Raw genomic sequence first — 15406 nt, 5'->3', positions numbered from 1 at the left:
CCATCAGGAGGCCGAAAGTGCCGTTCGCTCAAACAGGAGTGGGGGTACAACAGGTCAAACAGGGCGAGCGGGTCATACCTGGCCGACCACGCTCACCGTGACCGGCTCCTGCACCGGCGTCGACACCGGGGTCTCCGGCAGATCCGGCACCCGGGTAGCACGCGCGTACACCGTCTCCCCCGCCTCGAGGTGCAGCGCTGCACTGTCACCGCGCGTGACCTGAGCCGAGAAGAGCTCGCCGGTTGCCTCGTTGCGCAGGTCCACTCGAACCTCGAAGCCGAGGTACACGACGCGCTCGACTGTTGCGCGTGTGACGCCGAGCGACTCGGCCGTTCCGGATTCCTGCGCGAGAGCCATGCTCGGATCGCGGCCGAGGCGGATGTCGTGCGGACGGACCAACTGCCCGTTGAGCTTCGCGACGGATCCGAGGAAGGACATCACGAAGTCGTTGGACGGGCGGTCGTACAGGTCGGCAGGTTCACCGATCTGCTCGATCCGCCCCTTGTTCAGCACCGCGATGCGGTCGGCGACGTCGAGAGCCTCTTCCTGGTCGTGGGTGACCAGGACGGTGGTGACGTGCACCTCGTCGTGCAGGCGACGCAACCACGTGCGCAGGTCGGCACGCACCTTCGCGTCGAGCGCGCCGAAGGGCTCGTCGAGCAGGAGCACCTGTGGATCCACAGCCAGAGCGCGCGCCAACGCCATGCGCTGACGCTGACCGCCGGAGAGCTGCGCGGGGTACCGATGCTGAAACCCGTCGAGACCGACGATCCCCAGTAGTTCGTTGACCTTCTTCTCGATCTCCGGCTTCGGGCGCTTGCGGATCTTGAGCCCGAACGCCACGTTGTCCCGCACGGTCATGTGCTTGAACGCCGCGTAGTGCTGGAACACGAAACCGATGTCACGCTTCTGCGGCGAGACGCCGGTGACGTCCTTGCCTGCGATGGTGATGGTTCCCGAATCGAGTTCTTCGAGCCCTGCGATCGAACGCAGCAACGTCGACTTTCCCGAGCCACTGGGCCCGAGCAATGCCGTCAACGAACCCGAGGGAATGTTGACCGTCACGTCGTCGAGCGCCGCGAAATCACCGTAGTTCTTGCGGGCCCCGGTCACTGTGATCATGTGGTGCTCCTCTTACGGTCCAGCAGCGTCATCAGCAACAGGACAATGATGGCGATGCCCATCAGCAGCGTTGCCGCCGAATACGCACCAAAGGTGTTGTGGTCGTCGATGTATCGCGAGTGCACCAGCAATGTCAGTGTCTGGGATACCCCCGGGAAGCCGGAAGAGACCATGATGACTGCGCCGAATTCACCGAGCGAACGCGCCACCGTCAACACGATTCCGTACGTCAGGCCCCAACGGATCGCGGGCAAGGTGATCCGCCAGAACGTCTGCCAGCCCGAGGCACCGAGCGTCGCGGCTGCTTGTTCCTGCTCGTCGCCGATCTCGTGAAGTACGGGTTCGACTTCCCGGACGACGAAGGGCAGCGTCACGAAAATCGTCGCGATCACCATGCCTGGCAACCCGAAGATGACTTTGAACCCCAACGATTCGATGCCGCCGAACCAACCGTTGGCACCCCACAGGAGAATCAACGACACACCGACGACGACGGGCGAGACCGCGAAGGGCAGGTCGACCACCGACTGCAGAACTCCGCGGCCCGGGAAACGCCCACGCACGAGTGCCAGAGCCGTGACGACACCGAACACCACGTTGATCGGAACCACGATCGCCACGATGATCAGCGAAAGATTCAGCGCGGAAATCGCTGCCGGTGTCGTGATCGATTCGAGAAACGGGCCGATTCCGTTCTCGAACGTTCGCGTCAGGATCACACCGATCGGCACGACCAGCAACACGAACAGGTAGACGAGAGCGATGGTCCGCAGACCGATCTTCGATCCTCTGGACACGTTCATCGGGAACTCTCCTCACGTCGCTGTCCCCGCGAGGCGAAGATTCGCAGGACGAACAGCGTCACGAATGCGATGGCCAGCAACGCTACCGAGACGGCAGCGGCGTTGGTCGGACGATCGATCTCGATCTGCTGCTGAATGTACTGCGACGTCATCTGTGTCACGCGTGGGATGTTGCCGCCGATCAGAACGACCGAGCCGTATTCACCGATCGCTCTGGCGAACGCGAGGCCCGCACCGGAGATGACGGCAGGCGCCAACGTCGGGAGAACAACCGAGCGAAAGATCGTCCAGTTGGAAGCTCCCAACGACGCAGCGGCTTCCTCGACTTCGCGGTCGACCTCCATCAGCACCGGCTGCACGGAACGGACGACGAACGGCAAGGTCACGAAGGCCAATGCCACGATCAGTCCGGGCTGAGTTGCATTGAGATGGATGTCGATCGGTGACTGCGGGCCGTAGAGGGACAGCAGCACGATCGATGCCACGATGGTCGGTAGCGCGAACGGCAGATCGATCATCGAGTTGACGATGCGCTTGCCCGGGAAGTCGTCCCGGACCAGCACCCACGCGATGATCGTGCCCATCACGACGTTGATCAATGCCACGATCACCGAGACCAACAACGTCACGCGCAACGACGCCAAGGCGACGGGTGCGGTGACGGCGTCCCAGAATCCGGAGATCCCCTCGTCGAACGCGGTGGCGGTCAACGCGGCGAGCGGAAGCAGAACGATGACGGAGAGCCACAGGGTGGCCACTCCGATTCCGAGCGGCCCCACACTCCCCGTGACCCGCGCGAGTTTTCGCCGACGAGCCACGGGGGTGGGGTCAATAGTGTCAGTCACGTCAGTCTTACTTGGTCGCGTTGTCGTAGATCACTGCGATCGAACCGGTGTCCTTGGTGAACAGAGCACTGTCCACGGCCTTCCAGCCGCCGAGGTCTGCAATGGTCCACAGCTTGGTCGGCTCGGGGAACTTGTCGGTGAACTTGGCAGCGACGGCGGGATCCACGGGACGGAATCCTGCTTCGGCCCAGAGCGTCTGACCCTCGGTCGTGTACAGGTAGTCCTTGAACGCGGTCGCCTTGTCGAGGACCTTGCTGTTCGAGATCACGGCAACGGGGTTCTCGATCTTGAAGGTCGTGGGCGGGGTGACGTGCTCGACCGGGTCGCCGTTGCCTTCGATGAACAGTGCCTCGTTCTCGTAACTGATCAGAACGTCACCGCTACCCTGCAGGAAGGCTTCCGAAGCCTCGCGTCCCGACTTGGGCTGGATCTTGACGTGGTCGTTGACCAAGGCGGTGACGTAGTCGAGACCCGCCTGCGGGTTCTTGCCACCGTCGCTCTTCGCGGCGTACGGCGCCAAGAGGTTCCACTTGGCCGAGCCGGAGCTGAACGGGTTCGGCGTGACGACCTCGAGGCCGGGCTGAAGCAGGTCGTCCCAGTCTTTGATGCCCTTCGGGTTGCCCGGACGCGTCACGATGGTGACTACCGATCCGAACGGAATTCCGTTGTAGGCGTCCTGGTTCCAGTTCTGATCTACCAGACCGGCATCGACCAGACGGGTGATGTCGGGCTCGACGGAGAAGTTGACGAAGTCTGCCTCGGCACCGTCCTTCACCTTGCGCGACTGGTCGCCCGAGGCGCCGTAGGAAGGATTGAAGTTGACGTTCTTGCCCTCGTCGGTCGCCTGGAAGGCTGCGGTGAGCTTGTCGAAGCCAGGCTTCGGCACGGCGTAGGCGAACAGGTTGATCGTGCCGGCGCTACCGTCGCTGGCGGCGCTGTCACCACCCACGGTGTCGCTCGAGCCACCACTGCACGCTGTGAGTACCACGGCCCCCATGGTCGCGATAGCAGTGAGAAGTGTGCGGGAACGGCGTTTCATTGCAGATACCTTCCTGAAAGGACTGACAAACGAGGGTTGGTCAAACGACAAGTCCGAGACCTCTGGGGCTGATTCCATCGGGATGTTCAGACATGGAGAGCCGACGGGCGATGAGCCCTGAATCGGGGGCGCGAGTTACGCGCAGAGAAGTTCGAGTGGGGTGCGCAGCACCACCGGAGAGGTCGAACTCAGGAAATCAACAACAGGCGACGTCAGCGACGTCGAGCATGCCGACAGCAATCAACGCCAACTGGTGGCGGATTACGGGAGCTGTTGCTTCGGACACGCGGTGGACTTTAGCAGAGCACCGGCGCCCGCTCTAATCGGGAGAACTAACGGGTGAGAAGCCACGCGACGATCACGAGGAGAATCAGGGCTATCAGGGCGAGAGTGACCCGTGAGCGGGGCATCAGCTTTCCTCTACTTCTCGAGAATTCCTACGCAACCAGCCGAAGAGCGGCAGAGCGAGAACGGCGGCCAACGCGCGATCCAGACCGATGGCCACCAGGCGGCACAGCGGAACGACGACGATCAGGACCAACGCGACCTGCGGGATGAACGGGAGCCCCGCCATCCACAGCTCGAAGCTGTCCCACCAATCCGCTATCCGATCCACGCCAACACCCTATCCTTCGGACGATACGGTCCCGACAGCGTGTGGATTGGACGTGTGCCGATTCTGGCCGGATGATGGCCGAATGAGTGCTGACGACGAAGTGGTGCAGACGATTCCTCCCGCCTCCACGGGTCACCATCGAAGCAACTTTCCCCCGATCGACGACTATGCGTTTCTTTCCGATTGCGAAACCTCGTGCCTGATTGCCCGTAACGGATCTGTCGAGTGGATGTGCGTTCCCCGCCCGGACTCCCCAAGCGTGTTCGGTGCCATCCTCGACCGCAGCGCAGGCCATTTCCGTATCGGCCCCTACGGCCAGAACGTGCCGGCCGCTCGGCGCTATCTGCCGGGTGGACTCATTCTCGAGACCACCTGGCAGACCGAGACCGGCTGGCTCGTCGTCCGCGACGCCCTGGTTCTCGGTCCCTGGCACAACGTCGACAAGCGATCGAACACGCACAAGCGCACACCGACCGACTGGGATGCCGAACACACCCTTCTCCGTACGGTCAAATGCGTCAGCGGCACCGTCGAACTCGAGATGAGCTGTGAGCCCGCGTTCGACTATCACCGTGGCACGGCGAATTGGGAGTACACCGGAAAGGTCTACGAGGAAGCAACGGCAACGTGTCGCTCCGCCAAGCCCGGAGACCATCCCACTCTGCGCTTGACCACCGACCTACGACTGGGTCTGGAAGGTCGTGAAGCACGAGCGCGGACGCGACTGGTCGAAGGCGACAACGTGTACGTCGCGCTCTCGTGGTCGGATCTTCCCGCGCCGCAGACGTTCGACGAGGCCGCCGACAAGATGTGGCAGACGTCCAAGTCCTGGCGTGAGTGGGTGACGATCGGCAAGTTCCCCGATCACCCGTGGCGCGGATACCTACAGCGCAGTGCGCTCACACTCAAGGGGCTCACCTACGCACCGACCGGAGCCCTACTCGCGGCTTCGACGACCTCGCTACCGGAAACACCAGGCGGAGAACGCAACTGGGACTATCGCTACGCGTGGGTTCGCGATTCCACCTTCGCACTGTGGGGCCTCTACACGCTCGGGTTGGACCGTGAGGCCAACGACTTCTTCAACTTCATCTACGACGTGTCGAGTTCGGACAACGGTCAGCCACATCCCTTGCAGGTGATGTACGGCATCGGCGGCGAGCGCACGCTCGAGGAATCCGAACTCAACCATCTGTCCGGCTACGACGGCGCCCGTCCGGTGCGTATCGGCAACGGGGCGTTCGATCAACAGCAGCACGACATCTGGGGCACCATGCTCGACTCGGTGTACCTCCACATCCGTACCCGCGAGCGCGTCCCCGAGGCGTTGTGGCCGCTACTCAAGAAGCAGGTCGAGGAAGCGATCAAGCACTGGCGTCAACCCGACCGCGGGATCTGGGAGGTGCGCGGTGAACCGCAGCACTTCACGTCGTCGAAGATCATGTGCTGGGTCGCTCTCGATCGCGGCGCCAAGCTGGCAGAGATGCAGGGCGAGAAGAGCTTTGCACAGCAATGGACGGCCATCGCGGACGAGATCAAGGCCGACATCCTCGCGCACGGTGTCGACTCGCGCGGAGTTCTGACACAGCGGTACGGCCACGATTCACTCGACGCGTCGCTCTTGTTGGCACCGCTGCTGCGCTTCCTGCCGGCCGACGATCCGCGCATCCGGGCGACGGTGCTGGCGATCGCCGACGAGCTCACCGAAGAGGGGTTGGTCCTGCGCTATCGCGTCGACACCACCGACGACGGATTGAGCGGAGAAGAGGGCACGTTCACCATCTGCTCCTTCTGGCTCGTCTCCGCCCTCGTCGAGATCGGCGAACTGGATCGGGCAAAGCATCTCTGCGAGCGTCTGCTCGGGTTCGCGAGCCCGCTCAAGCTGTACGCGGAGGAGATCGACGCGCACACCGGTCGCCATCTGGGTAACTTCCCGCAGGCGTTCACACACCTGGCGCTGATCAACGCCGTGGTCCACGTGATCCGCGCCGAGGAAGCTGCCGAAGCCGGAGCTTTCCAGCCCGCGCACAACGCGACCTAGACCCCTGCTGTGCGCCTTTATTAACCGCCCGCGGTTAATAAAGGCGCACAGCAGGTCTAGCCGGCCACCGCTTCGAGCTGCGGCGTGATCGATTCGAGCGAGTACTTCAGCGACAGCGACGACGGAGTGTTCAACCCGGCGACAGTCGGATAGTCGACGATGGCCAATCCGCCACCCTTGACTGCAGGCAGGTCGGCAAACCCCGGCAGCTTCATCATGTCGTCGAGCGACCCGCCGTTGGGCAGCAGCACCACGACGTCGGCGCTGAGAGCGTCGACCCGTTCCGGGCTGAGTATCAGCCGGCCACCGGTCACACCGGCCTCGTCGACCAGCTTGGGCGGCAACGACATTCCCAGACGCGTGAACAGTCCCGAAGCACCGTCCTTGGGATCAGCGACGATCACCAACTGCGACGTCGGGAAGACGTACTGCGACAAAAGAGCGGTCTTACCCTTCAGCCCCGGCAACCGCTGTGCGAGCGCATCGATCTGCCCGTTTGTCGCCTCGACGATCTCGTCGGCTCGCGACTGCTTGTCGAGAACCCGGCCGAGAATCTCCACCTGGTCCTGCCACGGATCGACCTGGACGTCGGACAGACCGGCAATGGTCGGAGCGATCTTGCTCAACTGGTCGAAATCGTCCTGATCGGCGACGGAGAACCCGCCGAGAATCAGATCGGGATCCAAGGCTGCAATTTCTTCAGCTTTGAGCGGGACACCGAACTGCTGGATCGCCGAGCGATCGAGTTCCTTCGCCGACGCGTCCACGCCACTCTCCCACGGGAACAGACCACGCTCGTCGCCCATCGGGCCGGCAGCCAGGTACCCCACCGGCTGGATTCCGAGTTCGAGCAGAGCGTCGAGCCACTGGGTGTCGGCCGCGACGATGCGCGTCGGCGTCCCGGTGATCGTGGTGGCGCCGAACTTGTGGTCGATCGTGGTGACCCGACCGTCCGCGATCTCGTCGGCGTCCGAGGACGAACATCCGCTGATACCTACGACCAGCGCTCCCAAGAGAGCCACCGCCGAAAACTTCATCGCACGCACGAAAATACTCCTCCACTAGTTAGCAGAGGCTTACCTTCTCATATGGGACCCGGCTGTGTCCGACCTTGCTTTCAGGCGAAACGAGAGAGCAGACGCTCCGCATCGGCGCCGATGCGTCGAACCACGTCGCCGGCCGGATGGGTTCCGTGTACGAGTCCGACAGCTTCTCCGGCGTAGACGACTCCGCTGTGGGGATCCGAGGGGTCGTACGCCTTTGCCAGCATTTCCTCATCGGCGTCGACTCCGTGCCAGGCGGCGGTGAACTCGTTGGCCACCGCGCGGCCACCCCACCGCTGCGGCCACGGTTGACTGCGCGCTCGGTCGAACACCGAGGTGTAAATCGTGTCGGCACTTCCGGCTTCGACGACGCGCTCGCGGGCATAGTCCGGCCCGACCGTCTCCGGGCTGGCGAGCAGCGCCGTTCCGATCATCACGCCTTCCCCGCCGGCCGCCAGGACTGCGGCCAAACCGCGGCCGGTCCCGATTCCGCCGGCCGCCAGTACCGGAAGTGATGTCGTTTCGAGGATCTCCTGCAGCAGCGGCAAGGTTCCGATTCGGCCCGTGTGACCGCCTGCCTCACCGCCTTGCGCGATCACGCCGTCGACACCCGCGGCCTCGACAATGCGAAGGTCTTCGAGCGTATTGATCTGTGACACAACGGGAATGCCCGCATCGTGGATTCGTCCGACATACGAGGCGGGATCACCGAACGACAAGGTGATCATGGTCGGCTCGACGGCAATCGCGGCGTCGAGCATCAACTCGTTCTCGGGCAGCGACCACGTCATCAGGCCGACGCCGAACTTTCCGCCGATCGAGCGGGCCACCTCGGCTTCGGCCTCGATCCACTCCGGTGTGTTGTACCGAGCCGCGCCGAGCAGCCCCAACCCGCCGGCCGCCGAAACAGCTCCGGCGAGCGCGCCGCCCGCGCGACCACCCATGGGCGCCCCGAGAACCGGGATTTCGATTCCGAACTCTCGGGACAACCAGGTGGTGACCATGCGCTCCTACTTCTTGGGCTTCTCGCCGACCGATTCCGACGTCAAGGCCGCCACGAATGCTTCCTGCGGCACCTCGACGCGACCGATGGTCTTCATGCGCTTCTTGCCTTCCTTCTGCTTCTCGAGCAGCTTGCGCTTACGGCTGATGTCGCCGCCGTAGCACTTGGCGAGAACGTCCTTGCGGATTGCGCGAATGTTCTCGCGCGAGATGATCTTCGCGCCGATCGCGGCCTGGATCGGAACCTCGAACTGCTGGCGAGGAATCAGCTCACGAAGCTTCGACGTCATGCGTCCGCCGTAAGCGCCGGCGTTGGAACGGTGCACGATCGAGGAGAACGCGTCGACGGCCTCGCCCTGCAGCAGGATGTCGACCTTCACCAGATCGGCCTGCTGCTCACCGGCCTCCTCGTAATCGAGGCTGGCATAACCCTTGGTGCGGGACTTGAGGGCGTCGAAGAAGTCGAACATGATCTCGCCCATGGGCAGTTCGTAGCGCAGTTCGACGCGAGTCTCGGAGAGGTAGTCCATGCCGCCGAGCTCACCGCGACGGGACTGGCACAGCTCCATGATGGCGCCGACGTACTCACTCGGGGCGATGACGGTGCATTTGGCGACGGGCTCGTAGACCTCGCGAACCTTGCCTTCCGGCCAGTACGACGGGTTGGTGACGATGACCTCGGCCCCGTCCTCCATCACGACGCGGTAGACGACGTTGGGCGCGGTGGAAATCAGTTCGAGGCCGAACTCACGCTCGAGGCGGTCGCGGGTGATCTCCATGTGGAGCAGGCCGAGGAAGCCGCAGCGGAAGCCGAATCCGAGGGCAACCGACGTCTCGGGTTCATACGCCAGCGCCGCGTCGTTGAGACGGAGCTTGTCGAGGGCATCGCGCAGCACGGGGTAGTCCGAGCCGTCCATCGGGTAGAGGCCCGAGTAGACCATCGGCTTGGGATCGCGGTAGCCGACCAGCGGTTCGGTCGCGCCGTTGCGGGTGGTGGTGACGGTGTCACCGACGCGCGACTGGCGGACATCCTTCACACCCGTGATGAGGTAGCCCACCTCGCCGACGCCCAGACCGATACTGGCCTTCGGCTCGGGCGAGATGATGCCGACCTCGAGCAGTTCGTGTGTGGTGCCCGTGGACATCATCGTGATCTTCTCGCGGGGACGGATCCGACCGTCGACCACACGCACGTAGGTGACCACGCCGCGGTAGGCGTCGTAGACGGAGTCGAAGATCATCGCGCGGGCGGGACCGTCAGCATCGCCGACAGGCGCAGGTACCTGCTTGATGACCTCGTCGAGCAGTTCCTTGACGCCCATGCCGGTCTTACCCGAGACGCGCAGGACATCACCGGGCTCGCAGCCCGTGATGTGCGCGATCTCTTCGGCATAGCGGTCGGGATCCGCGGCCGGGAGGTCGATCTTGTTGAGGACGGGAATGATCTTGAGATCCTTCTCCATCGCCAGGTAGAGGTTCGCCAGCGTCTGAGCTTCGATGCCCTGAGCAGCGTCGACCAGCAGAATTGCGCCCTCGCATGCTTCGAGCGCACGGGAGACCTCGTACGTGAAGTCGACGTGGCCGGGTGTGTCGATGAGGTGGAGGACGAACTCTTCGCCGTCGACGGTCCAGGGCAGACGAACGTTCTGAGCCTTGATGGTGATGCCGCGTTCACGCTCGATGTCCATGCGGTCCAGGTACTGCGCACGCATCGCCCGCTCTTCGACCACACCGGTGAGCTGAAGCATGCGATCTGCCAGCGTCGACTTACCGTGGTCGATGTGCGCGATGATGCAGAAGTTCCGGATCTGCGCAGGATCCGTGAACGTCTTGTCGGCGAAGCTGCTGATGGGAGACCCCTTAGTCGGACCGGCACCGGCCCGGATCCGGGCCACTGTCAACCCTCAGGATATCCAAGTCTCGGCGCCGCCGTACCAGGGGTTCCCACGGGCGGGTGATTATGCTCGAACGCTATGGCAAGCATGTGGAAGCAGATCGGCAGAACCCTCGGCGCCCTCGCGGTGGAGAAGGGCCCTGCGTTGCTGCGCCAGCTGCAGTCGTCCACGTCCCAGTCGTCTGCCTCGAAGCCGGGTCCGTCCGGCCGCCCGATCGCCGCGCGAACGTCTCCGACCGCACATCGCGCCCGCAAGGTCGAGTACTCCCCCGACCTCGACGGCAAGGCCGATCCGGGCGAGATCGTCTGGACCTGGGTTGCCTACGAGGAGGATCCGACCCAGGGCAAAGACCGCCCGGTGCTGGTTGTCGGCCGCGACGGCAACACGCTGCTCGGTTTGATGCTGTCCTCGCAGAGCAAACGCGAAGGCGAGCGTGATTGGCTCGCAATCGGTTCGGGCCCGTGGGACGGCGAGGGAAGGCCCAGCTGGGTCCGGCTCGACCGGGTGCTCGACGTTCCCGAGAGCGGGATTCGGCGCGAGGGCGCCGTCATGGATCACAAGAAGTTCGACGCGGTCGCGGCAAAACTTCGGGCCGACTTCAGCTGGAGCTGAAGCCGACCCGAACGATGGAAACAGTATCGATCAGCTGTCCAGACGGTTGAACCGTCCGAATAGTGCTCGATAGATGAGTGCACCGAGCGCACCGCCGATGAGCGGGAACACGATGAACAACCACACCTGACCGAGTGCACCGTCCTGGAACGGCGCGACAGCGAGGCTTCGAGCAGGGTTGACGGAGGTGTTGTCGATCGGGATCGAGATCAGGTGAATGACGGCCAGGGTGAAGCCGATGGACACCCCGGCGAGCGGCACGTCGGAGATCTGGTCGGTCGACGCGAGAACGACGAATACCAGCAGTGCTGTCAGCAGGATCTCGATGATCATGGCGGCACCGATGCCGTAGCCGTCGGAAACCACGTTTCCGAGAAGATTCTTCTCGGCAGACGGACTGTGTGCGCCCCAACCGTTTGCACCCAAACCGTCAGCAGCACGGTTGTACGCCGGGAGACTGTTGGCCACCGTGTAGATCACGACGCCTGCGACCAAGCCGCCGATCACTTGCGCGACAACGTAAATCGCCGCATTGACGGCTGAGATTCGCCCGATCACGAATTGGCCGAGAGTCACTGCTGGGTTGACGTGGCAACCGGAAATCGGTCCGATCGCATATACGAGGAACAGCAGGGTCAGGCCGAATGCGAAGGCAACTCCGAGATTGCCGACTTTCGCACCTGCAAAGACGGCAGTTCCGACTGCGGAGAACACGAGCACGAATGTTCCCACCGCTTCGGCCGCATACTTCTTCACATCCGAGATCGGTTCGATCTCAGTCAATTCCTGTGCAGTTGGAGACATATTCCCACCTTCTTCTCATCGAACGGTAGTAATGCTCACGCGCCTAGATTTGCCGGACTTTACGCAAGCCTGGTGATCTCCACAACAACTTCGAGATCTGTGGAGCGTCCACCGGAAAAGATTCCCTTCAAAGGCGGCACATCCGAATAGTCCCTTCCTATTCCGACCGAGACATGCTGTTCATTCACAGCTATCGCATTGGTCGGGTCGTATCCCCACCACGCGCCGGTCCACGCCTCGATCCACGCGTGCGATTCGCCGACCACCGTGTCCCCGACTGCCGCATCACGTTTGGGGTGGAGATAGCCGGAAACGTATCGACACGGTATCCCCATCGTTCGAAGCAATACCAAGGTCAGATGCGCATAGTCCTGGCAGACGCCTTTCCGTGCCGACCACGCCTCGACCGCCGACGTATGCACTCCGGTCGTACCCGGCACATATGACATTTCGCCGTAAACCCATTGCGACGCAGCCACTACTGCATCTTCAGGTGATTTATCTTTGCGCAATTCCTTGGCAATTGTCGCCAGCTTACGATCACGCGGAACATATCTCGTGAAACTCAGTTGTTCGTTGAATCGATCTTTAATCGCGTTTCCCGACAATTCATCCCAGTCGACGGTTTCCTCGGGCTGAACGAACGGTTCCGTCTCCACCACCGACAGTCCGGTCACTTCGAGTTCCGTATGCGGGGCGTGCAAGTCGAAGGCGGTCACCGCGGTGCCCCAGTAATCGGTGTATCGGTAGGAACGCGTTGCCGGCTGGGTTTCGACGCGCGTGAGTATCACCGTCTGCCTGGTGTCGCCGCAAGGTGTCAATCGCGCTTCGTTGTACGACGACGTCACCGGGGCGTCGTACGCATATCCCGTGGTGTGCACGACCCTCATTCGCCAGCTCACAGCTCTCCCTCCACCGTCGACTCCGCATACGCGGCGCCGGCATCCGTCCACGCGACCCACGGCGCAGCGTGGAAGTACTGCAATGCAATTGCCTCACCCAGTTCGCGGCAGGTCTCCTGCCAACCGAGCAACCGTCCCTGCAGATCCTCGAGCAACACGCCCTGCGGCAGGAACTCGAGTTCGCTGCGTGCGCGGCCCAGAAGCCGCGGCGCCTCCGCCCGGATTCCGACGCGACTGCCCGGCTGCGGGTCGAGCTCCTGCAGGCACTTCTCGGCCTGCCTGATCGAGTGGAACACCGAGCGCGGAAAGAGCCTGTCCAACAAGATGAACTCGACGACGCGATTGGCGTCGAGTGCTCCGCGATACGTACGCAGATACGTGTCATGTGCGCCCACCGAGCGAAGAACGCTGACCCATGCCGGCGACGACGGGCGGTCACCGGCGCGCGCCAGAAGCATCCGCACGATCATGTCGACACGTTCGATCGACCTGCCCAGCAGAAGGAACCGATAGCCGTCGTCGCGACTGAGCGTGGAATCCGCCAGGCCCGCGAACATCGCTGCGCGTTCCTCCACATAGCGGAAGAACTCGTGTGGCCCCAGCCTGCGTGAGGCACGTTCACGCTCGGCCAGTCCGTTGTACGTGGTGTTCAGGCACTCCCACATCTCACTCGACGTGACCTCACGCGCCCCGCGAGCATTCTCACGAGCACTTGCCAGCGAGTCCACGATCGAACCAACCTGGTTGCGGCTGAACGCAACCAGATCGGTGAGCGAGCGCACGTCGAGCTTGCCCTCCGGCGCCTCGATGCCGAGGACACGCAGGAGCAGACGCGACGTGCGGTCCGGGTCGACGGTGGCGTCGTCGAGCAATTGATGGACGGCGACGTCGAGGATCCGAGCAGTGTCGTCGGCGCGCTCGACGTAGCGGCCGATCCAGTAGAGGGACTCTGCGTTGCGAGCAAGCATCGGTCACCACGCTCCGTTCACTGATAGTTCTTGGTAGCTGGGCACTTCCGAGGTGTTCACTGTTGCTGCTGCTGTTGTTGCTGCGAGGTGCTCAGTTCGGGACCCTGCACCGGCTCCGCGGATTCCGGGGGCTCGGACACCAGTTCCTCGCCTGACAACTCTGGGTCTTCGTCAGAGGTGCGACTCGCAAGCACCCACGTGTCCTTGCTTCCGCCGCCCTGGCTGGAGTTGACCACCAGCGAACCTTCCGGAAGTGCCACCCGGGTCAGGCCGCCGGGCAACACCCACACGTCCTCACCGTCGTTGACGGCAAAGGGCCGCAAGTCCACGTGGCGCGGCGAGAGAACATCGTCGATCTTGGTCGGCACCGTGGACAACTGCACGAGTGGCTGCGCAATCCACCCGCGCGGGTCTGCCTTGATCTTGCGGGTGATCGCGGCCAGTTCCTTGGGGCTCGCGTCGGGTCCGAAGACGATTCCGTAGCCGCCGGACCCTTCCACCGGCTTGATCACCAGTTCGGCGACGCGGTCGAGGACTTGCTCGCACTCCTCGTCCAACCAACAGCGGAACGTGTCGACGTTCTGCAAGAGCGGCTTCTCACCGAGGTAGTAGTCGATGATCTGCGGAACGTAGGTATAGACGAGTTTGTCGTCACCGACTCCGTTGCCGACGGCGCTCGAGATCACCACGTTGCCCGCCCGCGCCGCATTCAGTAGGCCTGCGACGCCGAGAATCGAATCCGGACGGAAGTGCATCGGGTCGAGATACTCGTCGTCGATGCGGCGATAGATTACGTCGACCTGGCGCTCGCCTTCCGTCGTGCGCATATACACCATGTTGTCGCGGCAGAACAGGTCGCGACCTTCGACGAGTTCCACACCCATCTGACGAGCGAGCAACGAATGCTCGAAATAGGCGGAATTGGCGATACCCGGTGTGAGAACAACCACTGTCGGGTCCGCTTCGTTGAGTGCAGCACCCGCACGCAGCGCCCTCAGCAGATGTGTTGCGTAATCACCGACCGCCCGCACCTTGTGGGACATGAACAGATCCGGGAACACCCGAGTCATGGTGCGACGGTTTTCCATCACATAGGAGACACCGGACGGAGATCGCAGATTGTCCTCGAGAACTCGGAACTCTCCCGCCTCGTCTCGGACCAGGTCGATACCCGCGACGTGAATTCGCACACCGTTGGGCGGCACGATGCCTGCCGCTTCACGGTGGAAGTGCTCACACGAGGTGACCAGGCGGCGCGGCAACACGTGATCGCGCAGGATTCGCTGCTCTCCGTAAATGTCCGCGAGAAACAACTCGAGCGCCTTCACCCGCTGTTTGATGCCCTTTTCCAGCCGCGACCACTCCTGGGCGGCGATGACGCGTGGCACCAGATCCAACGGGAAGGGTCGTTCCTGCCCGGACAGCGAAAACGTCACACCTTGGTCGATGAATGCGCGTCCGAGTGCGTCGGCACGCGCGGCGAGGTCGGCGCTGCTCGTCGGCGCCAGGGCTTTGTACACACCCTTGTACGGACCACGCACCGAGCCGTCGGGCTCGAACATCTCGTCGAAAGCCAACTCGTAGCGACCGATGTCTGAATATCCGTCGAACACTGCGGCAGGACGCGCTCGGGTGGTGGTCGAACCTGTTTTACTCGAACTTTTCGAAGGCGGCGGCGTCATAGGGCAACATGCTGCTACAAGTGGGGCTATTC

At 63.0% G+C, this 15406-nt stretch carries 15 protein-coding genes; 2 read left to right on the top strand and 13 right to left on the bottom strand.

Going from position 1 to position 15406, the window contains the following annotated elements; all coding sequences use genetic code 11:
• Positions 1–72 precede the first annotated feature (72 nt).
• The 6 genes from P3G66_RS13235 to P3G66_RS13215 all read right to left on the bottom strand — a co-directional run bounded on the left by P3G66_RS13235 (position 73) and on the right by P3G66_RS13215 (position 4425).
• A complete protein-coding gene (locus tag P3G66_RS13235) occupies positions 73–1122 on the bottom strand; it encodes a sulfate ABC transporter ATP-binding protein (RefSeq protein ID WP_007731046.1) in 1050 nt (349 codons plus the stop codon).
• Positions 1119–1925 (bottom strand): sulfate ABC transporter permease subunit CysW, encoded by an 807-nt coding sequence (cysW, locus tag P3G66_RS13230; RefSeq protein WP_003944503.1) that lies wholly within the window; start codon positions 1923–1925, stop codon positions 1119–1121. The genes P3G66_RS13235 and cysW overlap by 4 nt, the downstream gene beginning before the upstream one ends.
• Positions 1922–2770, bottom strand: coding sequence for a sulfate ABC transporter permease subunit CysT (cysT, locus tag P3G66_RS13225; RefSeq protein ID WP_030536617.1), 849 nt, complete (start codon positions 2768–2770; stop codon positions 1922–1924). The genes cysW and cysT overlap by 4 nt, the downstream gene beginning before the upstream one ends.
• Before the next feature lie 7 nt (positions 2771–2777).
• Positions 2778–3809, bottom strand: a complete 1032-nt coding sequence (locus P3G66_RS13220; RefSeq protein ID WP_003944569.1) for a sulfate ABC transporter substrate-binding protein — start codon at positions 3807–3809, stop codon at positions 2778–2780.
• Positions 3810–4005: 196 nt separating this feature from the next.
• On the bottom strand, positions 4006–4095 hold the full coding sequence (locus P3G66_RS31965) for an Ms4533A family Cys-rich leader peptide (protein ID WP_309599318.1): 90 nt from the start codon (positions 4093–4095) through the stop codon (positions 4006–4008).
• A 123-nt stretch (positions 4096–4218) separates the two neighbouring features.
• Positions 4219–4425, bottom strand: a complete 207-nt coding sequence (locus P3G66_RS13215) for a hypothetical protein (protein ID WP_003944489.1) — start codon at positions 4423–4425, stop codon at positions 4219–4221.
• Positions 4426–4507: 82 nt separating this feature from the next.
• Between P3G66_RS13215 and P3G66_RS13210 the strand changes: the two genes are divergently transcribed.
• Complete coding sequence (locus P3G66_RS13210; RefSeq protein WP_003944557.1) at positions 4508–6466, top strand: glycoside hydrolase family 15 protein; 1959 nt, start codon at positions 4508–4510, stop codon at positions 6464–6466.
• Positions 6467–6522: 56 nt separating this feature from the next.
• Here P3G66_RS13210 and P3G66_RS13205 read toward each other — a convergent pair whose 3' ends face one another.
• From P3G66_RS13205 to lepA, 3 genes are all read right to left on the bottom strand, one after another.
• On the bottom strand, positions 6523–7503 hold the full coding sequence (locus tag P3G66_RS13205; protein ID WP_231915812.1) for an ABC transporter substrate-binding protein: 981 nt from the start codon (positions 7501–7503) through the stop codon (positions 6523–6525).
• Positions 7504–7583: 80 nt separating this feature from the next.
• Entirely contained in the window at positions 7584–8513 is a 930-nt protein-coding gene (locus tag P3G66_RS13200; protein WP_047270792.1) for a nitronate monooxygenase, read from the bottom strand.
• A 6-nt stretch (positions 8514–8519) separates the two neighbouring features.
• Positions 8520–10412, bottom strand: coding sequence for a translation elongation factor 4 (gene lepA / locus P3G66_RS13195; RefSeq protein WP_003944564.1), 1893 nt, complete (start codon positions 10410–10412; stop codon positions 8520–8522).
• Between the two features lie 72 nt (positions 10413–10484).
• Here lepA and P3G66_RS13190 point away from each other — a divergent pair, with 72 nt between their 5' ends.
• Positions 10485–11018 carry a type II toxin-antitoxin system PemK/MazF family toxin gene (locus tag P3G66_RS13190; protein WP_020969977.1) on the top strand — a complete coding sequence of 178 codons (534 nt, stop codon included), beginning with the start codon at positions 10485–10487 and terminating at the stop codon, positions 11016–11018.
• Positions 11019–11048: 30 nt separating this feature from the next.
• Here P3G66_RS13190 and P3G66_RS13185 read toward each other — a convergent pair whose 3' ends face one another.
• Genes P3G66_RS13185 through P3G66_RS13170 form a run of 4 tightly spaced genes read right to left on the bottom strand, consistent with a single transcriptional unit; the run spans position 11049 to position 15374 of the window.
• Positions 11049–11822 (bottom strand): aquaporin, encoded by a 774-nt coding sequence (locus P3G66_RS13185; RefSeq protein ID WP_058039402.1) that lies wholly within the window; start codon positions 11820–11822, stop codon positions 11049–11051.
• A gap of 59 nt (positions 11823–11881) precedes the next feature.
• A complete protein-coding gene (locus P3G66_RS13180; RefSeq protein WP_276116770.1) occupies positions 11882–12712 on the bottom strand; it encodes a transglutaminase family protein in 831 nt (276 codons plus the stop codon).
• Between the two features lie 8 nt (positions 12713–12720).
• Positions 12721–13692 (bottom strand): alpha-E domain-containing protein, encoded by a 972-nt coding sequence (locus tag P3G66_RS13175; protein ID WP_276116703.1) that lies wholly within the window; start codon positions 13690–13692, stop codon positions 12721–12723.
• 56 nt (positions 13693–13748) lie between these two features.
• The gene (locus P3G66_RS13170; protein WP_003944471.1) at positions 13749–15374 is read right to left on the bottom strand and encodes a circularly permuted type 2 ATP-grasp protein; all 1626 of its coding nucleotides are present in this window, start codon (positions 15372–15374) and stop codon (positions 13749–13751) included.
• Between the last annotated feature and the right edge of the window lie 32 nt (positions 15375–15406).

Source organism: Rhodococcus sp. C3V, from assembly GCF_029269915.1.
GTDB classification, from domain to species: domain Bacteria; phylum Actinomycetota; class Actinomycetes; order Mycobacteriales; family Mycobacteriaceae; genus Rhodococcus_F; species Rhodococcus_F qingshengii.
This window is presented reverse-complemented; position numbering and strand designations above follow the sequence as displayed.

Bases quoted from the DNA above. Each gene is read 5' to 3' on its own strand.
- P3G66_RS13235 (WP_007731046.1), bottom strand. From the start codon at position 1,122: ATGATCACAGTGACCGGGGCCCGCAAGAACTACGGTGATTTCGCGGCG.
- cysW (WP_003944503.1), bottom strand. From the start codon at position 1,925: ATGAACGTGTCCAGAGGATCGAAGATCGGTCTGCGGACCATCGCTCTC.
- P3G66_RS13220 (WP_003944569.1), bottom strand. From the start codon at position 3,809: ATGAAACGCCGTTCCCGCACACTTCTCACTGCTATCGCGACCATGGGG.
- P3G66_RS13210 (WP_003944557.1), top strand. From the start codon at position 4,508: ATGAGTGCTGACGACGAAGTGGTGCAGACGATTCCTCCCGCCTCCACG.
- P3G66_RS13205 (WP_231915812.1), bottom strand. From the start codon at position 7,503: ATGAAGTTTTCGGCGGTGGCTCTCTTGGGAGCGCTGGTCGTAGGTATC.
- P3G66_RS13200 (WP_047270792.1), bottom strand. From the start codon at position 8,513: ATGGTCACCACCTGGTTGTCCCGAGAGTTCGGAATCGAAATCCCGGTT.
- P3G66_RS13190 (WP_020969977.1), top strand. From the start codon at position 10,485: ATGGCAAGCATGTGGAAGCAGATCGGCAGAACCCTCGGCGCCCTCGCG.
- P3G66_RS13185 (WP_058039402.1), bottom strand. From the start codon at position 11,822: ATGTCTCCAACTGCACAGGAATTGACTGAGATCGAACCGATCTCGGAT.
- P3G66_RS13180 (WP_276116770.1), bottom strand. From the start codon at position 12,712: ATGAGGGTCGTGCACACCACGGGATATGCGTACGACGCCCCGGTGACG.
- P3G66_RS13175 (WP_276116703.1), bottom strand. From the start codon at position 13,692: ATGCTTGCTCGCAACGCAGAGTCCCTCTACTGGATCGGCCGCTACGTC.
- P3G66_RS13170 (WP_003944471.1), bottom strand. From the start codon at position 15,374: ATGACGCCGCCGCCTTCGAAAAGTTCGAGTAAAACAGGTTCGACCACC.